The 20,892-nt window shown below is 66.7% G+C and carries 16 protein-coding genes; 5 read left to right on the forward strand and 11 right to left on the reverse strand.

The features are described 5' to 3' along the window. Positions 1 to 294 precede the first annotated feature (294 nt). A complete protein-coding gene (locus ACZ6DT_RS12770) occupies positions 295 to 1,425 on the reverse strand; it encodes a serine hydrolase domain-containing protein (RefSeq protein ID WP_465593020.1) in 1,131 nt (376 codons plus the stop codon). Between the two features lie 275 nt (positions 1,426 to 1,700). Between ACZ6DT_RS12770 and ACZ6DT_RS12775 the strand changes: the two genes are divergently transcribed. Next, positions 1,701 to 3,038: a serine hydrolase domain-containing protein gene (locus tag ACZ6DT_RS12775; RefSeq protein ID WP_465593023.1), complete on the forward strand. Its 1,338-nt coding sequence runs from the start codon at positions 1,701 to 1,703 to the stop codon at positions 3,036 to 3,038. 114 nt (positions 3,039 to 3,152) lie between these two features. Here ACZ6DT_RS12775 and ACZ6DT_RS12780 read toward each other — a convergent pair whose 3' ends face one another. Beyond that, positions 3,153 to 3,404 carry a hypothetical protein gene (locus tag ACZ6DT_RS12780; RefSeq protein ID WP_465593026.1) on the reverse strand — a complete coding sequence of 84 codons (252 nt, stop codon included), beginning with the start codon at positions 3,402 to 3,404 and terminating at the stop codon, positions 3,153 to 3,155. 822 nt (positions 3,405 to 4,226) lie between these two features. Between ACZ6DT_RS12780 and ACZ6DT_RS12785 the strand changes: the two genes are divergently transcribed. Then, positions 4,227 to 4,565, forward strand: coding sequence for a MerR family transcriptional regulator (locus ACZ6DT_RS12785; RefSeq protein WP_465593029.1), 339 nt, complete (start codon positions 4,227 to 4,229; stop codon positions 4,563 to 4,565). Positions 4,566 to 4,695: 130 nt separating this feature from the next. Here the strand turns inward: ACZ6DT_RS12785 and ACZ6DT_RS12790 are convergent, their stop codons facing one another. Further along, positions 4,696 to 5,418 (reverse strand): ANTAR domain-containing protein, encoded by a 723-nt coding sequence (locus ACZ6DT_RS12790; protein WP_465593032.1) that lies wholly within the window; start codon positions 5,416 to 5,418, stop codon positions 4,696 to 4,698. Between the two features lie 481 nt (positions 5,419 to 5,899). Then, positions 5,900 to 6,226, reverse strand: a complete 327-nt coding sequence (locus tag ACZ6DT_RS12795; RefSeq protein WP_465593035.1) for an ANTAR domain-containing protein — start codon at positions 6,224 to 6,226, stop codon at positions 5,900 to 5,902. 857 nt (positions 6,227 to 7,083) lie between these two features. On the opposite strand from ACZ6DT_RS12795, the gene ACZ6DT_RS12800 reads away from it, so the two are divergent. Further along, positions 7,084 to 7,596, forward strand: coding sequence for a hypothetical protein (locus tag ACZ6DT_RS12800; RefSeq protein WP_465593038.1), 513 nt, complete (start codon positions 7,084 to 7,086; stop codon positions 7,594 to 7,596). Between the two features lie 187 nt (positions 7,597 to 7,783). Here the strand turns inward: ACZ6DT_RS12800 and ACZ6DT_RS12805 are convergent, their stop codons facing one another. The 5 genes from ACZ6DT_RS12805 to ACZ6DT_RS12825 form a co-directional block, all read right to left on the reverse strand. Beyond that, positions 7,784 to 8,470: a choice-of-anchor P family protein gene (locus tag ACZ6DT_RS12805; protein ID WP_465593041.1), complete on the reverse strand. Its 687-nt coding sequence runs from the start codon at positions 8,468 to 8,470 to the stop codon at positions 7,784 to 7,786. Positions 8,471 to 8,491: 21 nt separating this feature from the next. Beyond that, positions 8,492 to 9,313, reverse strand: a complete 822-nt coding sequence (locus ACZ6DT_RS12810) for a L,D-transpeptidase (RefSeq protein ID WP_465593044.1) — start codon at positions 9,311 to 9,313, stop codon at positions 8,492 to 8,494. Positions 9,314 to 9,670: 357 nt separating this feature from the next. Continuing rightward, entirely contained in the window at positions 9,671 to 11,434 is a 1,764-nt protein-coding gene (locus tag ACZ6DT_RS12815; protein ID WP_465593047.1) for a pentapeptide repeat-containing protein, read from the reverse strand. Positions 11,435 to 11,628: 194 nt separating this feature from the next. Beyond that, complete coding sequence (locus tag ACZ6DT_RS12820; RefSeq protein ID WP_465593050.1) at positions 11,629 to 12,051, reverse strand: hypothetical protein; 423 nt, start codon at positions 12,049 to 12,051, stop codon at positions 11,629 to 11,631. A 173-nt stretch (positions 12,052 to 12,224) separates the two neighbouring features. Next, a complete protein-coding gene (locus ACZ6DT_RS12825; RefSeq protein ID WP_465593053.1) occupies positions 12,225 to 12,467 on the reverse strand; it encodes a hypothetical protein in 243 nt (80 codons plus the stop codon). A gap of 370 nt (positions 12,468 to 12,837) precedes the next feature. Between ACZ6DT_RS12825 and ACZ6DT_RS12830 the strand changes: the two genes are divergently transcribed. Further along, complete coding sequence (locus ACZ6DT_RS12830) at positions 12,838 to 14,352, forward strand: N-acyl homoserine lactonase family protein (protein WP_465593056.1); 1,515 nt, start codon at positions 12,838 to 12,840, stop codon at positions 14,350 to 14,352. A 56-nt stretch (positions 14,353 to 14,408) separates the two neighbouring features. Then, a complete protein-coding gene (locus ACZ6DT_RS12835; protein WP_465593059.1) occupies positions 14,409 to 14,981 on the forward strand; it encodes a TetR/AcrR family transcriptional regulator in 573 nt (190 codons plus the stop codon). A gap of 119 nt (positions 14,982 to 15,100) precedes the next feature. On the opposite strand, the gene ACZ6DT_RS12840 is transcribed toward ACZ6DT_RS12835, so the two are convergent. Together ACZ6DT_RS12840 and ACZ6DT_RS12845 are read right to left on the reverse strand one after the other, a co-directional pair. Then, complete coding sequence (locus ACZ6DT_RS12840; protein WP_465593062.1) at positions 15,101 to 17,473, reverse strand: SpoIIE family protein phosphatase; 2,373 nt, start codon at positions 17,471 to 17,473, stop codon at positions 15,101 to 15,103. Between the two features lie 13 nt (positions 17,474 to 17,486). Further along, positions 17,487 to 20,892, reverse strand: a 3,406-nt coding sequence (locus tag ACZ6DT_RS12845; RefSeq protein WP_465593065.1) for a HAMP domain-containing protein, incomplete at its 5' end; no start/stop codon positions are given.

Here is a 20,892-nt window from a genome sequence, read left to right on the forward strand (position 1 = left end):
GCCTCAAACGCTACGTCGCCCGCGAAATCCACCGAACACTCATCACAGACATCAACAACCTCACCAACACCCCTTGACATCTATAGGAGCATCTTTCGTGACGCCTGACGTCCCGAAAGTGGCTTTCGCGACACCGCCGCCCCACGGCCGCGAGCGAAACCCCGCGACCCGACACCTTCGCATTACCCTCAAATAACCGCCTCGTCTTTTCACTCACGACCCGGTCGAAGAACGCCCGAGTAGGGCACTGTGACGAGCCCGCCTCTGTTACCGCAACACCCACTTGACCAGCGGTCATGAGACTTTGCCGGGACCTCGGTCGCAGAGGGCGTTGTCGTTCAAGTTTCGCACCGCCGCCAAGGCCGGGTCCGGGTTCCAAGTCGAAGGAAAGAAACCCATGGTGGAGGCGCTGACCGCGACGGCGCGCCGTCCGTCGGCCGTCACGGCGAACTGGGTGACGTAGCCGAAGACCATGCCGTTGCTGCTCCAGTACTCGGTTCCGCACGAGGCGGTCCGCCTGCCGATACCGAGCCCGTAGCCGCCGATCGGATCGAGCCGGAGCAGCTCGGCCCGCTGCGCCGGGCGCAGGAGAGTCCCATCGAGCAGCGCGATGGCGAACCGGCCGAGGTCGTCGATGGTGGTGATCAGCGCGGCCGCCGCGTCGTACAGCGAGGGGTTCATGACCGTGACGTCCAGTAGCGAACCGTCCGGGTGGTGCTCGTAGCCGCGGGCGTGCGGACCAAGGATGACCGGCAAGGTCCCCGGAGCGCTGGTGCCGTGCAGTCCCAGCGGGCGCACCACCCGATCACGCACCTCCATCGCCCAGGTGCGTCCGGTGAGACGCTCCACGATCATCCCGACGAGGAGGTAATTGGTGTTGCTGTAACCCCATCCCTGTCCAGGCGGGAACTCTGGCGTCCGAGTCATCGCCGCGGCGACCAGGTCCCGAGGACGGTAGGAGTCGAAACGCCGCTCGTCGAACTCGGCGGCGGTCGCCGGGAAGACGCCCGGGTAGCCGGGTACACCACTGGTGTGTTGCAGCAGCTGGCGAACGGTGACTTCTGTGCCGTCGTTGCCGTTACCGGTGACGACACCGGGCAGCCATCGATCCACGGTGTCCTCGAGGGCGAGCCTGCCCTCGCCGACCAGTTGCAGCACAACGGCGGAGACGAAGGTCTTCGTCACGCTCCCCGCGCGGAACCGCCCCTCGAACGGAACCGGCCCGCCGGTCCTCACGTCCCCGACACCGGCACGGGCTCGGATGGTGCGACCGTCCTTCGTCACCGCCGCCACCACCCCCGTGACCCCGACGGCATGGACGGCCGCGACGTCGCGCCACAGCTCCCCACTCGCCGAGGCCTCCGCCGGTGCCGCGGCCACGACCACCATGGCCGCCGCCAGACCACACCACATCCGCTTCCCCATCGCGCACCCCCTTGACGAACTGCCTGTGCCCACAGCATGTCCACTCCGCCGAGCCCGGCAGATCCCGCGCAGGATCGATCTCCTTCCCACCAGAGAGGGAATCCACTCGCCAAGCCTCACCCGTGACCTGCCTGCCATCGCTGGTTCAGCCGCGCTGCGCGGGTACCCGACGTCCTGGCCGTGTCAGGGCGGTGTCAGCACCGCGTCAGCGCGCTCGGCGATCGTGATCCCCGCTGGTCATCCGAGCACAGGTCTTCACCAGAAGGGGTTGCGACATGGTGGACGGAACATCCGAGCAGGGGCACGTGCGACGCAGGACAGTGCTGGCCGGAGCGCTGACCGCGGGCGCGCTCGTCGGCCTCGCCGGGCATGGCAACGCGGCCGAGGACAGCCATGACGGCAATGGGGTCGAGCACGGCTGGGGCAAGGTCGCCGACGTCTTCCGCAGGAACTTCAAGGAAAGCCCCGGTGAAGTCGGCGCGGCGTGCAGCGTCTACGTGGGCGGCCGCCAGGTCGTCAACCTGTGGGACGGTCTCGCCGATCGGGAGGCGAACCGGCCGTGGCGCAAGAACACCATCGTCCAGGTCGCGTCCACCACGAAGGGCGCCACCGCGATCTGTGCGCACATGCTGGCCCAACGCGGCGAACTGGACCTGGACGCCCCGGTCGCCCGGTATTGGCCGGAATTCGGCAACGCCGGCAAGGAAGAGATCCCGGTGCGCTGGCTGTTGTCACACCAAGCCGGGCTGCCGATCGTCGACGGTCCGCTGACCTTCGAGCAGGCATGCGCCTGGCATCCAGTCATCCGGGCACTCGAGGCACAGAAACCACTGTGGAAGCCAGGAACCGAACACGTCTACCACAGCGTGACCTACGGGTTCCTGGTCGGGGAAGTCGTTCGCCGGATCACCGGCAAGTCACTCGGGACGTTCTTCGCCGACGAGGTCGCCCGCCCGCTCGGGCTGAGCGCCTGGATCGGGCTGCCAGAGAAACACGAGAATCGAGTGGCCAAGCTCCACTACGCCGCGCCGTTCACCCTGGAAGAGCTGATCGCCGGCATGATCAAGCTGACGGGGCTGGACGCGGACACCGTCACCAGGTGGGTCAAAGCGCTCTGGGAGCCCGGCTCCGTGCAAGCCCGAGCAGGCGAACTGGGCGGCGCCCTCGACCCCACGACGGACTACTTCACCTCCCGCGCCTGGCGCGCCGCGGAATTCCCGGCCGCGAACATGCTCGCCGACGCCCGATCGGTGGCCAGGATGTACGCCGCCACGGTGAGCACCGTCGACGGGGTTCGCCTGCTGAACCGGGCGACCGTCAAGAAAATGACCGCCGTCCAGACCGACAAGACACCGATGCACGGACTGCCACCAGGACTGAACATCCCGGCCGACCGCTCCTTCTACATGTCGCTCGGATTCCACCGGGCATGCCCGCCGATGCCGATGACCGGACCGGGAGCCTTCGGCCACCCGGGCTCCGGCGGATCGATCGGCTTCGCGGACCCGGACGCCGGTGTCGGCTTCGGCTACGTCACCAACCTCTGGAACTTCCGCCCCGACGACCCCAGGGCGGCGAACCTGGCCAAAGCCGTCCGCGCCTGCCTCGGATGACAGGCGACTGCATGGCAACCGGGTACTGGCGCGGCCGGCCTCGCCTAGTGACCGTCCCGCTCAAGGTGACCGTAGTGAAGGTGCCCGCCAGGTGTTGCCGTCCCAGCGGGCACCCTAGGCGCCGAGGCGGCTGTAGAGACGTCCGCCGAGGGCCGCGGCGATCTGATTGAGGTCGCCCGTGGGGTTGAGCTGGGCGTACTGGCCCAGCAGTTCCGCCACGACATGCGCCTCGGTCTCCGACATGAGCGCCACACACCGCTCACGGCGGCCTTGTTCGGCCAATCGCTTGAGGACGCGAGCGTATTCCTGGTGGTCTCGCACCCCGGTCAGGCCGAACGGGTCCTGCCGCGCGGTCGAGTCGGTCATTCCGGCCTGCCCTTTCGAGTGATGTCGTCCGCCACGGAACCCGGGTTGACCTGCGGATCTGTGGTGACTGCGTTCCTTCACGCCAAGACAGGAGCAAATCTATGGTCACCGAGGTAGACATTCAATCGTCGATGTGTGTAGTGTTCTCTTCGTACCGAGAGAGACAACGTCAAGCAGGCGCGGGAGATGACGAAACTACCCGCGAGGTGAGACAAGACGGTCAGGCAGGACGAAGCCGATCAGTGAACAGGTTTCGACTGGTGAGCGGTGAAGTACCGGGATCGAGAAGAAGTGAAGACGTGAACAGCAAGGCCGATCCCGGCGAAGCAGTGCAGTAAACGCAGTACGCAGTTGCAAGAGCAGTACGCAGTAGCAAGTCGCCAGGTAGTTGCAAGTAGTCAGTGCAGAACCGGTCAGGTGACCGAAGCCGATCTTTGACGGGGCTCCGGGCAGTGGCCAGCGGCGTGACGCGTGCTGGGGCCGATCAGTGAAAGGGTTCCAGCCGGTGACGACCGCGAAAAGCGCAGTAATCGCAGTACAAGCAGTACCCAGTAAGAGAGAAACACCGGAAAGAAGGGAACGGGAGCATCATTGGATCGCCCGCCGCGGCTGGGCAGTAGTGCCGCGCGGGTACCGCAGGCCCATCGGATTGGAAGGTGGTTCTCGGTTACGAATCAGCGATCTCCGCATCGTCCGCCTCTCGGACGGACACCGCGGATGCAGGACACCGGCCTCACGGCCGGTCGACAATGGTGAAACCCAACCCTTGGGACCCCGGGCGCCACACGTGGCGCCCGGGGTCTCTTGTGCTGTGGAGGTGGAATGATTCCTGACCAACGGGCTACCCCCGATCCCGTTTCCGGCGGGGCCGACAAGTTCGACGACGACCATTACCCCGCGTACACCATGGGCCGCGCCGCGGACATGCTGGGCGCCACTCAGAACTTCCTGCGCAGTCTCGACGAAGCCGGGCTGATCACACCGCAGCGCTCGGCAGGTGGACATCGCCGCTACTCCCGCCACCAGCTGCGCATCGCCGCCCGTGTGCGGGAACTGGTCGACCAAGGTACGGCTGTCGACGCCGCCTGCCGCATCGTGTCCCTCGAAGATCAACTCCACGAGTCCCAGCGGCAGAACACCGAACTCCGCGCCGCCGAATAGCCGTCAGGTCAGGGTTTGCCGCCGCACCACGCGGTACACGCTGATTCGTTCTCGACCAGGCCCGGAGATCCGTCGCCAGGACGGAAGCAGTTTCTCCACCTGGGTCACTCCGCTTCACTGGTCTCGCGGCCTACGGGGTGTGCTCGTCCAGTCGTAGGCGGTGGGCGAGGGCGTCGCGGGCGAGGTCGGTCAGGGAGCGGCCGTGGTGGAAAGCGTGTGCGCGTAGCCGCGCGAGTGCCTGATCAGGCGGGATGGCGTGGGTGACCGCGAGGAAGCCGGCAGCTTGCTGGACTTCTTCCCGGTAGCGGCGAAGGCCGTCGCCGAGGCCGGAGCCGCTGGTCTGCAAACTCTGTGTGCTCGACAGCAACAAAGGCAGCAGCCCTTGCCGGACGCGATGGAAATCCCGGGATTGCGCTGCGGTCATGGCACCAGGCGTGGCCCGGTAACCGGTGAGGGCGCCCACCGTCCTGCCGTGGACTCGGAGCGGCGCGGCGATGACGGCTCGGGCCGAAGACTGCATCGCGGCAGGCAAGAACAGCGGCCAACGGGCCTGATCGGTACTGGCCAGATCGAATTCGGACACCGTGTAGCCCTGCTGAGCGGCTTCCACGGTGGGACCGTCACCGAGAGTGTATTGCAGATCGCCCAGCTCGGGCCCTGGCCCATCGGCGGGGTCGCACCACACCAATTCCAAGGTTCCGGCACCAGTGATCAAGTCGAGGGTGAGGACGTCCAGGCCGAGAAGCACGGCGACGCGCAGGGAAGCAGCGGCACCGAGATGCTGTCCGTCGGCGGCCGCGCGGTGCAGGCGAGCCAGGACGGCCTCGAGGTCATCGGGCGGTGTCACACCCATCACAAGGTCTGCCACCTGAGGCGTCGCCCCGGCGGCAAGAGAATGGCGTTCAGTGTCATACATCGGAGTCACCCGTCGAGCGGATTCCCCAACCCACGTTGGCGAAACTTCAGCCACCGGCGAGCTCAGGAGCGATTCACCCCGCGGAGGGGTCCGTCATGCCCGCTGGCAGGTGCTCGGCTCGCCTCATTCTCGGGTGGCCCGCCCAAGGCCACATTCCGACAGATTCCACACAGCCTGAACGACCTCACGATACGTCACTCATCGTAGCGTACCCGCCGGGAAGGCTGAACGCGGCCACAACAGGCCCCCTGCCTGGCTGGTCGTCGGCTTGACACGCAACAGGCCCAGTAGCTTCACCCATTCGAGGGACAGGCGGAGGGTTTATGTGTCCCGCGAGAGGACACTCAGGTGAGTGACCCTGTTCAGCACAGAGCACGGTCCCGGACCCCTGCCGGTTCAGCAGTGTGCCGGCAGGGCGCTATCCGGTTTTGATGGTGAACGGATGGCTGAAAACTGTCTTACGTGCCTCGGTGAGCACCGCGTGCACAGTCCCGTCATCCACCGTATGGCCGGTACGACTGTCCGCCGCGACGATCACCTCGGCGACGTCGTGAAGTTTGACGTTGGAGTGCTGGGAAATCGCCCTCAACGCGGCGAACGCCTGCTCGGAAGTGCAGCTGCAGAGCAGTCTTAGCATGCCTTTGGCCTGCTCGATCACCGGCATCGTCGCCAGTGCTTCCCGCAGCTGATCCCGCTCGACAACCGGGTCCTGACCGTTTTTCTTCACGTGTTCCTGCGTCGTCACACCTGCTCATCTCCACCCGGCAACTGTCACACTCCGCGCGACCATCAGCTAGGCGGAGCAAGGCGATCCAGGGTGACCTGGGGTGCCGGGGATCAGATACCACCTCCTCGCCCGACTCAAACCGATTCAGGATCGTTTCGGAGCCAGGTTGCGCGGCGCCGCCACTTGCTCTCGGCCTTCTTGCCTTGACTGCGGCTTCCTATGCGTCGTCGGGCTTGCTTCCGCGTGCCGAGCCTCACCGCTGTCTTGGAGACCGGGCAGGCCGGTGACCTCTCACCGCGCACGCCGTCCGGCATCGGAGCAACCCCGCTGAGATCGCCGAGGTTCTGCGGCGCAGCGGTTCCCACGCCGAGGAGCCGCAAGAGACGCCTGGCCCGTCGCCGGACCTCGAAAGCCCGGCCAGTGACACCACATCCACCTCACGGACACGGAATCCGCTCAAGGCACCGCGGCAAGCGCGACAGGCGCGCCTGGATCGAGCACCTCGATGCGGTAGTGAAGCCGACGGCGATTGTTGCGGGAACGAGAACGTCGTCGAAGAAACCACAAGGTCTTCGATTCACTCCGGAGGTGGCACTCGACGCGTTTTGACCGGTCCCCAGCGCCATGTCCTGGATCTGACCTCTCCGCCCTCGCGGAGTCCAGGGGCAACGGTGTGCACTGAGACTTGCTGTCCGGCTTCGGGGGCGCCGGGCAGCGTGGACCACTGATGCGGTTTCGAGTGCGCGGGTGACGAACGAGCGGGTCTGTGCCGAGCGTTGCCCGTAGGCGGGTGTCACTCGATCCGGTATGACACGCCCCGAGGGCTCAGCACACTTCTGATCACGGGTATCCGATGGCGAACGAAGGAGGAGAAGATGCCCGACAACGAGCTTCCGGGGTTCCTGATCATCGGCTTGATCTTCGTCGTCGCGGACGGCCAGATCCTTTACCGGGGCGCTCGGCGCTATCTCCGGCCACGAGATGGCGGCGAGGGGACCGGTTCGGCGGCGTGGATGGTGGTCACCGTCTTCCACCTGGTCGCCATCGGTGTGCTGGCCCTGCTCTCGGTCGTAGGACCCGGGTGGTCGGGTTCGACGGCCGCGCTGGTGGGCAGGTTGGGCGTCTTCCTGTTGCTGATGGCCGTGGCGCACGTGCTCACCCTGTCCGTGCTCGCCCGCCAGCGGCAAGACGACGTCGTCGAGGCTCACTTCCACGAGCGAGACGCCGAACGTTCACTGCCGCCGAACAGGCTCGAGTCCGACCGCGGGACCAGGCAGACGCCGACGGACGCGGTCTGGCAACCGGCCGTCACACCGGTGCCCGGGCAAGAAGGGCAGCATCCCCACGTGAGTCCGGATCTCGGGGATCATGGGCCGTACCGGGCTTGAGATCGGAACCGGCGGCGGCCGCGACTTCGGGCAGAAGGAAATCTCGGCTCGGTTGATGTGCTTGGGTACCGGCGCTGCCGGCGTCGAGTGCGGCTTGACGCATCGACTCCCGGTCACATGAACGAGGCGGAAGCGCCCTTCACCGCATCTGATGTGGTGAAGGGCGCTTCCGTTTCGAGCGGCGACGTCAGCCGGTGACGTCCAGGTGTGCGGCGACCGGGGTGGGCTTGGGTGCCTTGCCGCCGGGCAGGGGCTTGTCACCGGCGGGCTTGGTCGGCGGTTCCGGGGTGGCGCCGGGCTTGGCGCAGGTGGCCGACGCGATGTCCAGGGTCTGGGTGCGGCCGAGCAGCTTGGCCGACACCGCGGTCACGGTGAGGGTGCCGTCGGCGTTCTTGGTCTGCTTGTTGACCACCAACTCGACCAGCTGGGCGAGCGGGACGGTCGTGTTCGGCGGAACCTGGTCGAGGTCGAGTACCTTGCCGCCTGCCTTCAGGTTCGTGATCGACACCGAGCCCTTGCCGTCGCGGCATTCGGCTTTGATCGTGTCTGCGCTCAAGCCGGGCAGCGCGACCGTGGCGGGCAGGAGGCCGAGGTTCAGCGCGAGCGCGGCGACCCCGGACTTGGCGTGCCCCGGTCGCACTTCGGCGTTCAGTGCCTTCGCGGTGATCAGCGCCGGGCCGGGGGTCGGCAGCCCTGCTGAGGCGATGGATTCCTGGCCGGTGCCGGAGACCGACGGGGTGCGGGGGACCTTGATCAGTCCGGACGCGGCGATGGCGTACGCGGATTCGGCCGGGGCGGCCGTGGCGGGGATGGCGGTGAAAGCGAGAAGAGCCGCCGTCGTACCGGCGAGCACACTCGTTTTGCGCGGGGACAAGGAAAGTACCTCCGTAGGGGATCAGGTGATCTGGACGATGGTGCCGAGCGGCAGTTCCACGAGACGGTTCAGCGCCTCGCGGGTGACGCGGATGCACCCGTCGCTGGTGGCTTTGCCGACGAAGCTCTCGTCAGGCCAGGTGTGCAGGCCGACCGTGCCGGGGCCGCCGCCGAAGGTCTCGTGCGAATCGGAATGACTGCTCAGCGGCAGCACGATCGGGCTGTAGGTGTTCACGCTTTCCTTGATCGAAGCGAGGATGAACGCGCGACCGGTCGGCGTGGGGTGTTCGGGCTTGCCGGTACCGATGGGCCACGAGCCGGTCGGCTTGCCCGCTTCGAGGATCTCCAAGCGGAAATCGGCGAGGTCGACGGTGACGCGGAAGTCGTTGACCGCCGATTCGACGGATTCCGGTGTGGCACGCAGCCACCCCGTCGCGCCATTGGGACGTGCGGGCAGCAATACCTGGGCCCACTCACCCTGCCTGGCGATTACCGGCACCCAGGTCGGCGAACCGATCTGGGTCTCGGGCAAGCGGGCGATCGGCTCCGCGCCGGGGGCGCGGTGGATCACGGCGTCTTCCTTGGGGTGCAGTACTTCGCCGCCGGTGGGTGCCGTCGGGAGCGGGTCGGTGGGCGCGGAGGTCAGCTCGCCGAAGGTGTTCGCCTCCGGCAGCGCGGCGAGCGCTTCGGGGGATCCGGGCGCTGCGGCCGAGGGGGTGACGGCGTCACCTTCGTTCGCGGTCGCGCCACAACCGGACAGCGGCAACGCGATCAGTATCAGCGCGAGAAGCGCGTAAATCGCCGGTGGACGTGTAGGACCGCAAGAGACCTGCGGAGTGATCATCGGGGCCTGTCCTTGTGCAGAGTCATCCGCAACGGGATTCGATTCCAGAAGGTCAATTCTTAACATTGAAACCATCTGTCAATCAATGCTCACGATGTGTATTCGAAGCGATCTGCCTGCGGTTTCCCACTGTTTTCCCAGGTCGCGGGCATTCAGTACATTCACTCGATCGGTGAGGGTACGGGAAATTCGGTAACAGCGAGGAAGTCCACTCAGAGTGGATTCCGGCCGCCATTCTCGAGGGTACGACGAGGAATTACGTCGTGATGATCACGCGGCGTGGTCGTCCGGTCGGTTGCCGGCACGCCGAACCCGTTTCGACAGGCAGACGTGGCGGAGCCGTCCTGAACGACGCACCTAGTCCTCGTCGAGCCACGCGATCTGGACAGGTCGCCGACCGTGCCCGCGTGACACCATGGTCGCGCGGCCCGGGGGCAGCAGGGCGGGTGCGACGTCGCTTACCTGCGGACCGTCGGCGGGGTCGCCGTTCCCGACAAGACCGGTGGCGCTGATGGCGTGCAGTTGGCCGGTCACCGGGTCGTCGGTTTCTCTGGTGTTCCCGGCGATGATCAAGTGAAGTCCGACGTCCTTGGACCCGGGGATGAATTCCCGCAGCGGTTCCAGTGGGTTGGTGTCGCGGTGGTGCACGAAGTGGTAGTCGTCGACCACGACGAACAGCTCGGGGCCTGTCCACCAGCTTCGGTTCCTGAGCTGCTCCAGCGTCACGTCCTGGTCCGGTAGCCGTTTGCGCAGCGAGCTTGCCACGTCGGACATCGCGCCGTTCAACTGATTGGCCGACACGACATAGGCGAGCAGGTACTCGGCCTTGACGAAATCGAGCATGGTGCGCCGGTAGTCGACGAGGATAATGACGGCCTCCTCCGGCGTGTAGCGCTTCTCGATACCGCGCACGACGGTTCGCAGGAAGTTCGTCTTGCCCGAATCCGGTCCCATGAAGGCCATGAAGTGCGATTCGGCGGCGAGATCCAGATGTACCGGCTCGAACGTGGTCGCACTGATACCCACCGGGACGCGCCGACCGCGACCGTCCTGTCCGGACTCGGCGACGTCCTCGTACCGCACCTGCGCGGGCAGCGATCGGAGGAGCTGGACCACGTCCGGTGACAGGTCGATGAACGGCACTCCGTCGAACGTCGCGGACTCGAAGCGCGATTGCGCGACGAACATGGCGGATTCGAACCGGGCCCGTTCCGCGAACGTCGCCGAGGTGAAGACCGCGTCACCGGTGAACATCACGGACTCGAACACCGCGGCCTTGGTGAAGGTGACGCCGGAGAAGTCCGCCTCGCCGGTGAAGGTCGCCGACTCGAACAGCGCGTCGCCGGTGAACGCCGTACCACCGAACCCCGCGCCGCCGATGAAGGTGGCCGAGGTGAACGTCGCCGAGCGGACCTTGCGATCACGCAAATCGAACTCGAGAAGGACGGCACCGGACAGGTCGAGGTCGATGTCCCGCCAGAACGCACCGTCGAGTCCGTGGGGCCGCAAGTGAGCCGCCAAGATCGTCTGCGCGGTCTGCCGGACCCGGTGTTCCTGCGTCTTGACCCGGTCGGCGGCGAAGTCGCGAGTGGCGTCGGTGAACATCCGCAGGTAGGCGCAGAGCACGTTGACGATCGTCTGTCGTTGGTCGGCGTTGCCCTGCCCCAGCCGTTCCAGCGCGTACAACCCGCCCAGCTGAACCGGTGGCTTCTCCGAGCCGAGCTGCTCGACCGCCTTGCTGTACAACTCGGCGACGCGGCGTTCGGTCGCGTCCTGCTGAGACTCCTCCGCCACCCGCTCCTGCAGAGCGTGCGTCTTGGCGACGGCCTCCTGGTCGAGTTCCTTCTGCTTCAACGCGATCTCCGCGGTGCGTTGCCGCCGTGCCGCGAGCAGCAACGCCGCCGCACCACCCGTGCCGACGACAATGGTTCCGGCGGCCTTGATCGCCTCCAGCTGGTTGCGCTGCCGAGGATCCCCCTCGCCGTAGGCCATCAGCAACCAAATCGCCATGGCGATGCCCAGCACCACGATCACCGCGGCCGCCGCCCAGATGGCTTTGGGTGACAGCACGGTGTAGCGCAACGTCTCCGGCTCCGCCGAACTGGATTTCCTCGTCACCACTGAGCTCTCGTCTCTCCAGAGGCGTCCGCATCCGCGAACCCGGGTCCGATCGTGGTCGGTCCGCTGATCATGCTCTCGGATGGTCAACGAGCCGGACACCGGTGTGCGGTACCTGTGCGGCCCGGGAGGGAGGTGTACGCGGCGACCGGCGGGGATTTCTCCCCGCCGCCGGTCGCCGCGCTCACTGTTCCGCCTCAGCCGATCGGGGTCGATGTGCAGGCGTTACCGTTCTTGCCGCCCACCTTGGTGAAGGAACCGTTGGCGTTCCTGTTCCAGAAGCTCACGCAGATCAGTGAGCCCCTCGGGAAGCTCGCGTTGACCCGGAACGTGTGATCCGACTCGCGATTGGTCGGGCCGGTCTGCTTGTAGCTCCCCGGCCCGAAAAGCTCGAAGAACCCGAATTCCGCCGTCGTGTTGAGGTTTCGGGAAGCGATGACCTCGGAGATGCCGTTGCCGCTGCCGTAGGTGTTGTTGCAGATCGTCGTCCCGCCGTAGCAGACGGTCTCCCGTGCGGTGACACCGCTCGTGCCCGCCGAGGCAGGCGCGGCCAACCCCAGCACAGCCACCGCGGCAGCCCCGGCCGCCGCCCAGGCGCGAGTGCTCACTCGAAGTCCCATGATTTCTCCTCCGATCGCGCGGCACCCGGCCGCTCCAGGCCCCGCCGTCCGTCACACGCCCGGACGCGGCGGCGGCGTTGCCCGCCCATCCGCGAACCACCCGAACGGAGTGACAAAGTCTCCACCGATGTCTCACGCGGACTTCGTTCGGTCTCCGCCCTGAACGCCGCGTCTCAGGCGGCGGACCTGGTCCAGCGCAAGGCGTTGCGCAGGGCGGTGAGCAGGGCGTCGTCGTCGGCGAAGGTGGATTCCTCGTCGCCGACCGGTAGCCAGATCTTGTGGACGAGGTACCCGCGATGGTGGCGGGTGAGCGTGATGCCGGGATAGGTCATCCTTTCGGGCCGGCCGCCGGGACCGTCGTCGATGACCACCGTCCGGGGCTCCCAGCGCAATTGGACATCCCGATGAGCCCTCATCCGGCCGCACCTCCCTCTCCGTCGTCTCCTCGCTCTGTCGTTTCAGAAGCCGTGCGTGTAACAGACAGGTTGGTCGATGCCGAGCCCGGATACGGAATCCGGCGGTGTCGCGCGGGACCGAAGAAGTCCGGGCGTTGAACAGGCCGGGGACTTCTCAGCGGTTCTCGAGCGCCCGAAGGACGCGAAACCTGGCCAGCCGGGGCAGCATTTCCCCCCTGGCGCCGGGCCGGATCTGACCATCGAGGTCGGCGTGAGCGGTCAGCACGATGTTGTGAACGGTGGATCCCTTCGTTGACCGTGATCGTCCTCTGGCGGTATGGTCGTAATATGTAAACGCATCCGGTTGCGTATTTGAAAGGCGGCGAGCTGGATGACGAAGACCCTGAGCAAGATCCTGGTGCTCTTCCTGGCCCTCGTGGTGGTGGCGGCCTGGCTGGTCGTTCTCCGGCTCAAGAACGTGGCGGCGCCCGTGCTGGTGGGTTACAGCCTGCTGCTGCTCGGCCTGGTGGTCGGAGTGCTGTGGCCCGGTGTGTATGGACGGCGCCTCGGGCGTGCCCGCGTCGGGTGGCTTCTCGGCGTGCCGGCCGGCCTGGGCACACTCGGGCTGTACTTCGCGGTCGTCTTCTACATCGCGGACGTCCCCGTGCTCCTCGGCTTGGCCGCCGCGGCCTCGTTGGCCGGAGCGATGATCGCCGTCTTACGCGGACGCCGCGAGGTGGCGAAATCGGCCGCCAGTCGCGGCAGACGGGTATTCGTGCTGGGTGGCGTCGGTGTAGCGCTGGGCGCTATGAGCGGGCTGTCGGCCGGCTGGATCGAGCGGCATCGCCAGAACCAGTGGGCACGGGCCGAGAAGGAGCGGGAGGAGGCGATCCGCGCCCCCGGCGGTCGGCGGCGGATCACCGACGGCGCGGTGCGGGTCTTCCCGCTGCACACCGGCGACACCGTGGTCACTTTCGGCCAGTTCTACGGCGGCCTCGACGGCTGGGAAGGGCCGAACGGCTACCTGCGCACCTTGCTCGACAAGACGACGATCACAGTGCCGGTTTACGCCTACCTCGTCGATCATCCCCGGCACGGCGTGCTGATGATCGACGCCGGGATCCACTGGGAACAGGCACACGACCACGACGGGTACTACAACCACAACGCCATGGTGTCGCGCCTGCTGAGCGACCGCGACGAGTACACGATGACCACTGGCCAGGACATGCGAGTCCGCCTGGCCCGGCTCGGGTACGACGTCAAGGACGTCACGACCGTGTTCCTCACCCACGTCCACGACGACCACGCCGGCGGCCTTCGTCACCTACCGCAGGCCACGGTGGTGGTGGATCGGCGCGACTGGGACAACGGCGTGCTGTACCCGTATTCCTTCGATCTGGTCAAAGACAATCTCACGTTCCCGCGCTTCGACTCGGGCGCGTACCACGCCTTCCCCGAGAGCCAGGACTACTTCGGTGACGGCAGCGTGATCCTGTTGCCGACACCTGGACATTCACCGGGGCACATGTGCGTACTGCTGCGCATGGATGACGGAAACGCGCTGTTCATGGGGGACACCCTCTACACACTCCCGCATCTCGCCGTCGACCAGGTCCGTCAGATGACGATCGGCGGTACGGACACCATGCACCAACTCGACGCGGCACGGCGCATCCAAGACCTGCTCGTCTCGGCACCCGGCACCGTACCGTTGTTCGCGCACGACAACACGCCCTACCAGTTCGACGCGATCGAATCCGTTTTCGCACAAGGGATCCCCGGAGCAGAAGGAATCAGGAGGCTTCGCCAGCACATGAGTGCCGTCCTCACCCCCGACTGGCGGTTACGCCCGGGACACCGGCCGCGGTTCGTCCCGGAGCGGGCGCGGGTGGAGTTCCGATGACGTCGGCACGCCGCTCCCGAGGCAGGCCCCGCGACCCTCACGCCGACGAGTTGATCATGAAGACCGCACTGGAGCTGTTCGCGGAACGCGGGATGGAAGGCGCGAACTTCGAGCAGATCGCCAAGCGCGCCGGGGTCGCCAAGGTGACCATCTACCGGCGCTGGTCATCGAAGGAGGAACTGCTGACCCAGGCCATCGAGCAAGCCCGCACCCTCGTGCCGGAGACGGAGATCTGGGCGGAGGCGGGCACGTCGGCACGGCAGCCCGACGAACGGCTGATGGAATCCTGGGTCGGTACCTTCGGTGACACGGGGTTTCGGAACGTGCTCGCCCAACTCATCGGCTCCAGCGTCAGCCACCCCGCTTTGCTGGCCATCTACCGGGAGCAGTACATCCAGCCCCGGCGCCGGCTCATCCTCGCCGCGCTCGAGCGGGCCGAAAAGGACGGCCGGCCGGCCGAGGACGCCGACCTCGACTCGGTGATCGACATGGTGGTGGGCGCGGCCATGTACCGCATGCTCATCGACCCCATCACGGCAGACGACCCCACCACCACGCGCCGCTACCTGGACGACATCATCCGCCAGGCCAACCGGCTGCTCCAGCCCCACCGCGAGGAACGGACGTGACCGGGCACATCGACGTCCACACGCGCATGATCCCCATTGGTTGCGCGGCCACGGCGTGCACGCACCCGGCGGCCGCGAACTCGCCGACTGGAACCCTGGCCTGGCTCGGGAACACTCATTCAGGGCACGGAGATGACTTCGATGGCGACGACGCAGGTGTCATCGTCGGTGTCGGCGGTGCTGAAGGTCAGAAGGGCATCGAGCTGTTGCTCCAGGCTGCCGTGGTGCGCATCGACGAGTTCGACCAGGTGCGAGATGGAGTCCTGGACGGGACGGTCGCGGCGTTCGATGAGTCCGTCGGTGTAGAGGAGCAGGACATCGCCGTCGTCGAGCTGTAGTCGCTCCTCGTCGTACGTCGCGTCGGGGAGCGCACCGAGAAGTGTTCCCTGGATGAGAGGCAGCGTGGTGGTACGGCCCTGCTGCCGGAGGATGGGCGGCAGATGTCCGGCGCGTGCCCAGCGCAGTGTTCGGCTGGACGGGTGATAGAGCGCGGCGACCGCGGTCGCGGTCACCTGGTTGGTGAGGTTGTAGGCGACCACATTGAGCCAGGTGAGCAGCTGAGCGGGTCCGGCGCCCGTGGCGGCGAGGCCGCGCAGTGCGTTGCGGAGGTTGACCATGCCGGTGGCCGCCTCGATGCCGTGTCCCGCGATGTCGCCGACGCACAGAAGGATCTCGCCACTGGGCAGGGCGACGGCGTCGTACCAGTCGCCCCCGACGAGGTTCTCCTTCTCGGCGGGCCGGTAACGGACAGCGGCACGCAGTCCTGGTACGTCGAGTGGCGCCCGCGCGGGCGGCATGATCGCGTGCTGCAGTTGCAGGGTGAGCCGGTTGTGTTCGATCGCCTGTTGTTCGGTCGCGGCCAGCCGGTCGTGAGTGGCCGCGAGCGCGACTTCGGCCCAGTGCTGGGCGGAGACGTCCTGGTAGGCGCCGCGAATGGAGATGAGCTTGTTCCGGCTGTCGACGACCGGCTCGGCGACGACCCGGATGTAGCGGGAGACGCCGTCGGATCGCTGGAGCCGGAACGCGGTCGACGTCGAACGTCGATGGTGCAGCAGGGCGCGGAGAAATCGGCCGATCGAGTGGGAATCGTCGGGGTGCGCGTAGTCGGCGAGGCGGGTGAGAGGAAGTGGGGTCGCGGTGGGAGGAAGTCCGTAAAGGTCGAACAGTTCCGAGTTCCAGAGCACCGCACCCGAAACGACGTTTTCCTCGAAACCACCGATCCGGCCGAGCCGTTGGGCGTGCTGCAGCAACATGGTCAGCTTCGCGGCGTCGTCCTGCGGACGGAGGCCGACCAGGACCGTGTCGGCGATCCGGCTGATGGTGACGTCGGCGAGTACGGGCAACGGAACCTGGTCCACCGAGGTGGCGAGCATCATGTTCCGATCCTGGAACGGCTCACCCGTGGCGTAGACACGGTGGATCGTGTCCAGCAGGCCGTTTTCCTCTGCCGCCAACGGATACACCTCGAGCAACCGGGATCCGATGATCCGATTGCCCGGACGTCCTGCCGGGTCGACGAAGCGTGAGTTCACGTGGTGGATCCGAAAGTCGTCGAGCCGGTCGGCCTCGTCGACGCACGGGCACAGGAGAAGGGTGGGATCAGGTAGCCTGTCCACGAGATCGACCAGCTCGCCGAGCATCTGCGCGGCGGAGTGAATAGGGGATCTGACGACGCTTTCCGTCGAGTTGTCGAGGGTATGCGCGCACAGCTCCGCCAGTGCCTCCAACTGCCGCCGCAGCCGGTCGGGCTTGAGCGCCGGCTTGTCGGGCCAGCAGATTTCGACGACGCCGATTATGCGTCCGCCGGTGCCGGTCGGAATGGTCGCCCGGACCCCGTCGGCCATGGTGTGCTGCCCGATCGAGGGAAGGCCGGAGCCGCGCAACGTCGGGAACCACACCAGTTCGCGTTCGACCAGTGCGGAATGCGCGGGTGTCGGCACCCCGGGCGGGACGTAGCACCAGCGGGCCGCCTCCTCCGCGGAGAACCCGGCTGAGCCGGCCAGGGTGAGCGAGCCGTCCGGGCCCGCGAGCCAGACCGCGACCGCGGTCGCCCCGAGGGGCTGGAGCGCGTGCTCGAGAATCGCTTCGGCGACACGCTGGGTGTCATTCGTTGCCAGCGCGCCACTTTCGGCCGTCCGCAACCGTACGGCGACCGAACTTTCGGTTTCCTGGTCGTCCGCGCGAGCCAGGAATTCCGCCGCCACGTCGCTGAGTCGATCTTTCGCGGCCTCGCCGACGACGTCGGCGGCGAACTCCAAGCGCGTCATTCCGGCGCGTTCGGCCAGTGTCGCGAGCTGCCGTGCGGCGTCGCCCGGACCGCATCGCAGACGCTCCATCAGCACGCCCTTGGCGAGCTCGACCAGGGCGCGGCCGTCGGCGACGGCGTGCGCGTGGTCGACCTCGCCGCGCAGACGGGTGACCGTGGCGGCCAGGCGTGCCACGTTGAGGGCGAGGTCGGCGGAGTGCCCTTGTGCGGTGTCATCGACGGACATGTGGCGTTCCCGCTCAGGCCGTCAGGTGCCGTTTGAGGCAGGCGATCAGCTCGTCCGTGTCGACCGGTTTGGTGACGTAGTCGTTCGCGCCCGAGGCGATGCTCTTTTCGCGGTCGCCAGGCATCGCCTTCGCCGTGACGGCGACGATGGGCAGCCTCGCGTGTTCGGGCATGGCCCGGATCGTCGCGGTGGCCGTGTATCCGTCCATCTCGGGCATCATGATGTCCATCAGGACCAGATCGATGCCCGGCTGGGTGGCCACGCGCTCGACACCTTTGCGGCCGTCTTCGGCGTGCAGCACGTGAAGTCCGTGCAACTCGAGGATTCCGGTGAGGGCGTAGACGTTGCGCGGGTCGTCGTCGACGATCAGCACGGTGCGGCCGTGCAGGGTGCTGTCGACGTTCCGAAGGTGAACGGGCGTCGACTCGTTGCCGGGCTGGACCAGCGGCAGGACGGCTCCCGGCTTCTCCGCCGACAAGTGCAACGCGAGCCGTTCACGCAGTTCGTCCAGGCCGGAAAGCACTTCGAGCGACAGGGTTTCGGCCCGCGCCTGCAGCAGCTGTTCCTGATCGTGGTCCAGCCGCCTGGTGTTGTGGACCAGGATGGGGACGGTTCTCAGGGCGTGGTCGCCTTGCACAGCGTCGAGGAAGGTGAACGCGGTCCCGTCCGGCAGGTCGAGGTCCAGCACGACGCAGTGGTAGGCATCGGCGGCGAGCGCGGTGGCCGCCTGTTGTGTTCCGGCCGCGGTCACCACCTCGACGTCGGCGGTCACGACACCGAAGTCCCTGCTGTCGGCCAGATCGCCGGCCGCGCTCTCGGCGACGAGTGTCAGCAAGCCACGCTGACGTCCTTCGATGACGAGCAGTCGCCGGTGGGTCAAAGCCGATGGCTCCGATTCGGCCTCGGTGTCCGGCTTGCGCGCCGGTTCCCTACCGATCGCGGGCCGTTCCGCGAAGTCCGGTCGCGCGATCGGAAGGTAGAACGTGAAGGTGCTGCCCTCGCCGAGGGTGCTCTCCGCGGTGAGATGACCACCGAGCAACTGCGCGATCTCCCGGCTGATCGACAAACCGAGACCGGTGCCGCCGTATTTGCGGCTGGTCGTGCCGTCGGCCTGCTGGAACGCGCCGAAGATCGATTCGAGCTGGTGTTCGGCGATCCCGATACCCGTGTCGACGACCCGGAAGGCGACCGCCGGGCCGTTCGCGTGTACGGCGGGAGGTAGCTCGTCGGTCCCGGCCGGTGCGATGTGCAGTTCGATTCCACCCGTGTTGGTGAACTTCACGGCGTTGGAGAGAAGATTCCGCAGTACCTGCCGCAGTCGCGCATCGTCGGTCAGCAGCTGCGCGGGGGAGTCTTGGCCGACGACGATTTGGAAGTCGAGATGCCGCTGGGAGGTCATCGGGCGGAAGGTCGCTTCGACGTAGTCCAGCAGCTGCCGCAGCGGCACCAGCTCCGGGGTAACGTCCATCTTCCCGGCTTCGACCTTGGACAGGTCGAGGATGTCGTTGATCAGCTGCAGGAGATCCGAACCGGCCGAATGGATGATGCTCGCGTACTCCACCTGCTTGGAAGTGAGGTTCCTGGTCGGATTCTGGGCGAGCAGCTGCGCGAGGATCAACAGGCTGTTGAGGGGGGTTCGTAGTTCGTGGCTCATGTTGGCCAGGAACTCCGACTTGTACTTCGACGCCAGTGTCAGCTGATGGGCGCGGGTCTCGAGTTCTTGCCGCGCCTGCTCGATTTCGAGGTTCTTCGTCTCGATGTCGTGGTTCTGGGTCGCCAGGAGTGCCGCCTTCTCCTCCAGCTCGGCGTTGGAGCGCTGCAGTTCTTCTTGCTGTGACTGCAGTTCCTGCGAACGTGTTTGGAGTTCGGCGGTCAGCCGCTGCGACTCGCCGAGCAGTTCGTCGGTGCGCGCGTTGGCGACGATGCTGTTGACGTTGACGCCGATCTGTTCCATCAGCAGTTCGAGGAAGGCGCGGTGCACCGCGGTGAACCCGTGGACCGAAGCGAGCTCGATGACGCCGAGGACCTGATCCTCCACCACGATCGGGAGCACGATCAAGTTCGCCGGTCTCGTCTTCCCCAGACCGGACGAGATCGCCACGTAGTCCGCCGGGACGTCGTCGACGACGATCGGGCGCCTGCTGCGCGCCGCCTGCCCGACCAGCGACTGGCCGATCCGGAAGCGCACCACCGGGCCTTCTTCACCGTCCGGATGCCCATAGGCGCCGACCAGGCGGAGTTCCGGCGACTCCGTCGTGTCGTCGGCGAGGTAGAACGCGCCGTACTGTGCGGCGACCAGCGGAACCAGCTCGTCCATCACCGCGGCCGCGACGATGGCGAGATCACGACGTCCCTGCATCAGACCGGTGATGGTGGCGAGGTTGGACTTCAGCCAGTCCTGTTCCTGGTTCGCCCGCGTGGTCTCGCGCAGCGATTCCACCATCGAGTTGATGTTGTCTTTGAGCTCGGCGACTTCGCCGGAGGCGTCCACGGTGATCGAGCGGGTGAGGTCGCCTTCCGCGACCGCGCTGGTGACCTTGGCGATCGCCCGGACCTGCCGCGTGAGGTTCCCGGCGAGTTCGTTGACGTTCTCGGTGAGCCGCTTCCAGGTGCCGGACACGCCTTCGACCTCTGCCTGGCCACCGAGCCGTCCTTCGCTGCCGACTTCGCGGGCGACGCGGGTGACCTCGGCGGCGAAGGCGGAGAGCTGGTCGACCATCGTGTTGATGGTGGTTTTGAGTTCCAGGATCTCGCCGCGCGCGTCGACGTCGATCTTGCGGGTGAGATCGCCTTGGGCGACGGCGGTGGTGACCTGGGCGATGTTGCGGACCTGGCCGGTGAGGTTGTTCGCCATCGAGTTGACGTTGTCGGTGAGGTCCTTCCAGGTGCCGGCGACGTTCGGCACCCTGGCCTGCCCGCCGAGGATGCCTTCGGTGCCGACTTCACGGGCGACACGGGTGACCTCGTCCGCGAACGCGGAGAGTGTGTCGACCATCGTGTTGATGACGTCGGCCAGCGCGGCGACCTCGCCCTTGGCCTCGACGGTGATCTTGCGGGAGAGATCGCCTCGCGCGACCGCCGTGGCGACCTGGGCGATCGAGCGCACCTGGCCGGTCAGGTTGGACGCCATCACGTTGACGTTGTCGGTCAGATCCTTCCAGGTGCCCGAGACACCCCGCACTGTCGCTTGCCCGCCGAGGTTGCCTTCCGTGCCGACTTCGCGGGCGACACGGGTGACTTCGTCGGCGAAGGCGGAGAGCTGGTCGACCATCGTGTTGATGGTGTCCTTGAGCTCCAGGATCTCGCCGCGCGCGTCGACCCGGATCTTCTGGGAGAGGTCACCGCGAGCCACCGCGGTGGTGACCTGGGCGATCGAGCGGACCTGTGCGGTGAGGTTGTCCGCCATGAAGTTCACGGAG

It is taken from the genome of Amycolatopsis sp. NPDC041971, from assembly GCF_055588925.1.

What these genes read in the sequence shown, in the direction of transcription:
- ACZ6DT_RS12800 (WP_465593038.1), top strand. Translation starts at nt 7,084, where the DNA reads ATGCCCGACAACGAGCTTCCGGGGTTCCTGATCATCGGCTTGATCTTC.
- ACZ6DT_RS12825 (WP_465593053.1), bottom strand. Translation starts at nt 12,467, where the DNA reads ATGAGGGCTCATCGGGATGTCCAATTGCGCTGGGAGCCCCGGACGGTG.
- ACZ6DT_RS12780 (WP_465593026.1), bottom strand. Translation starts at nt 3,404, where the DNA reads ATGACCGACTCGACCGCGCGGCAGGACCCGTTCGGCCTGACCGGGGTG.
- ACZ6DT_RS12770 (WP_465593020.1), bottom strand. Translation starts at nt 1,425, where the DNA reads ATGGGGAAGCGGATGTGGTGTGGTCTGGCGGCGGCCATGGTGGTCGTG.
- ACZ6DT_RS12810 (WP_465593044.1), bottom strand. Translation starts at nt 9,313, where the DNA reads ATGATCACTCCGCAGGTCTCTTGCGGTCCTACACGTCCACCGGCGATT.
- ACZ6DT_RS12820 (WP_465593050.1), bottom strand. Translation starts at nt 12,051, where the DNA reads ATGGGACTTCGAGTGAGCACTCGCGCCTGGGCGGCGGCCGGGGCTGCC.
- ACZ6DT_RS12835 (WP_465593059.1), top strand. Translation starts at nt 14,409, where the DNA reads ATGAAGACCGCACTGGAGCTGTTCGCGGAACGCGGGATGGAAGGCGCG.
- ACZ6DT_RS12790 (WP_465593032.1), bottom strand. Translation starts at nt 5,418, where the DNA reads ATGGGTGTGACACCGCCCGATGACCTCGAGGCCGTCCTGGCTCGCCTG.
- ACZ6DT_RS12775 (WP_465593023.1), top strand. Translation starts at nt 1,701, where the DNA reads ATGGTGGACGGAACATCCGAGCAGGGGCACGTGCGACGCAGGACAGTG.
- ACZ6DT_RS12840 (WP_465593062.1), bottom strand. Translation starts at nt 17,473, where the DNA reads ATGTCCGTCGATGACACCGCACAAGGGCACTCCGCCGACCTCGCCCTC.
- ACZ6DT_RS12830 (WP_465593056.1), top strand. Translation starts at nt 12,838, where the DNA reads ATGACGAAGACCCTGAGCAAGATCCTGGTGCTCTTCCTGGCCCTCGTG.
- ACZ6DT_RS12785 (WP_465593029.1), top strand. Translation starts at nt 4,227, where the DNA reads ATGATTCCTGACCAACGGGCTACCCCCGATCCCGTTTCCGGCGGGGCC.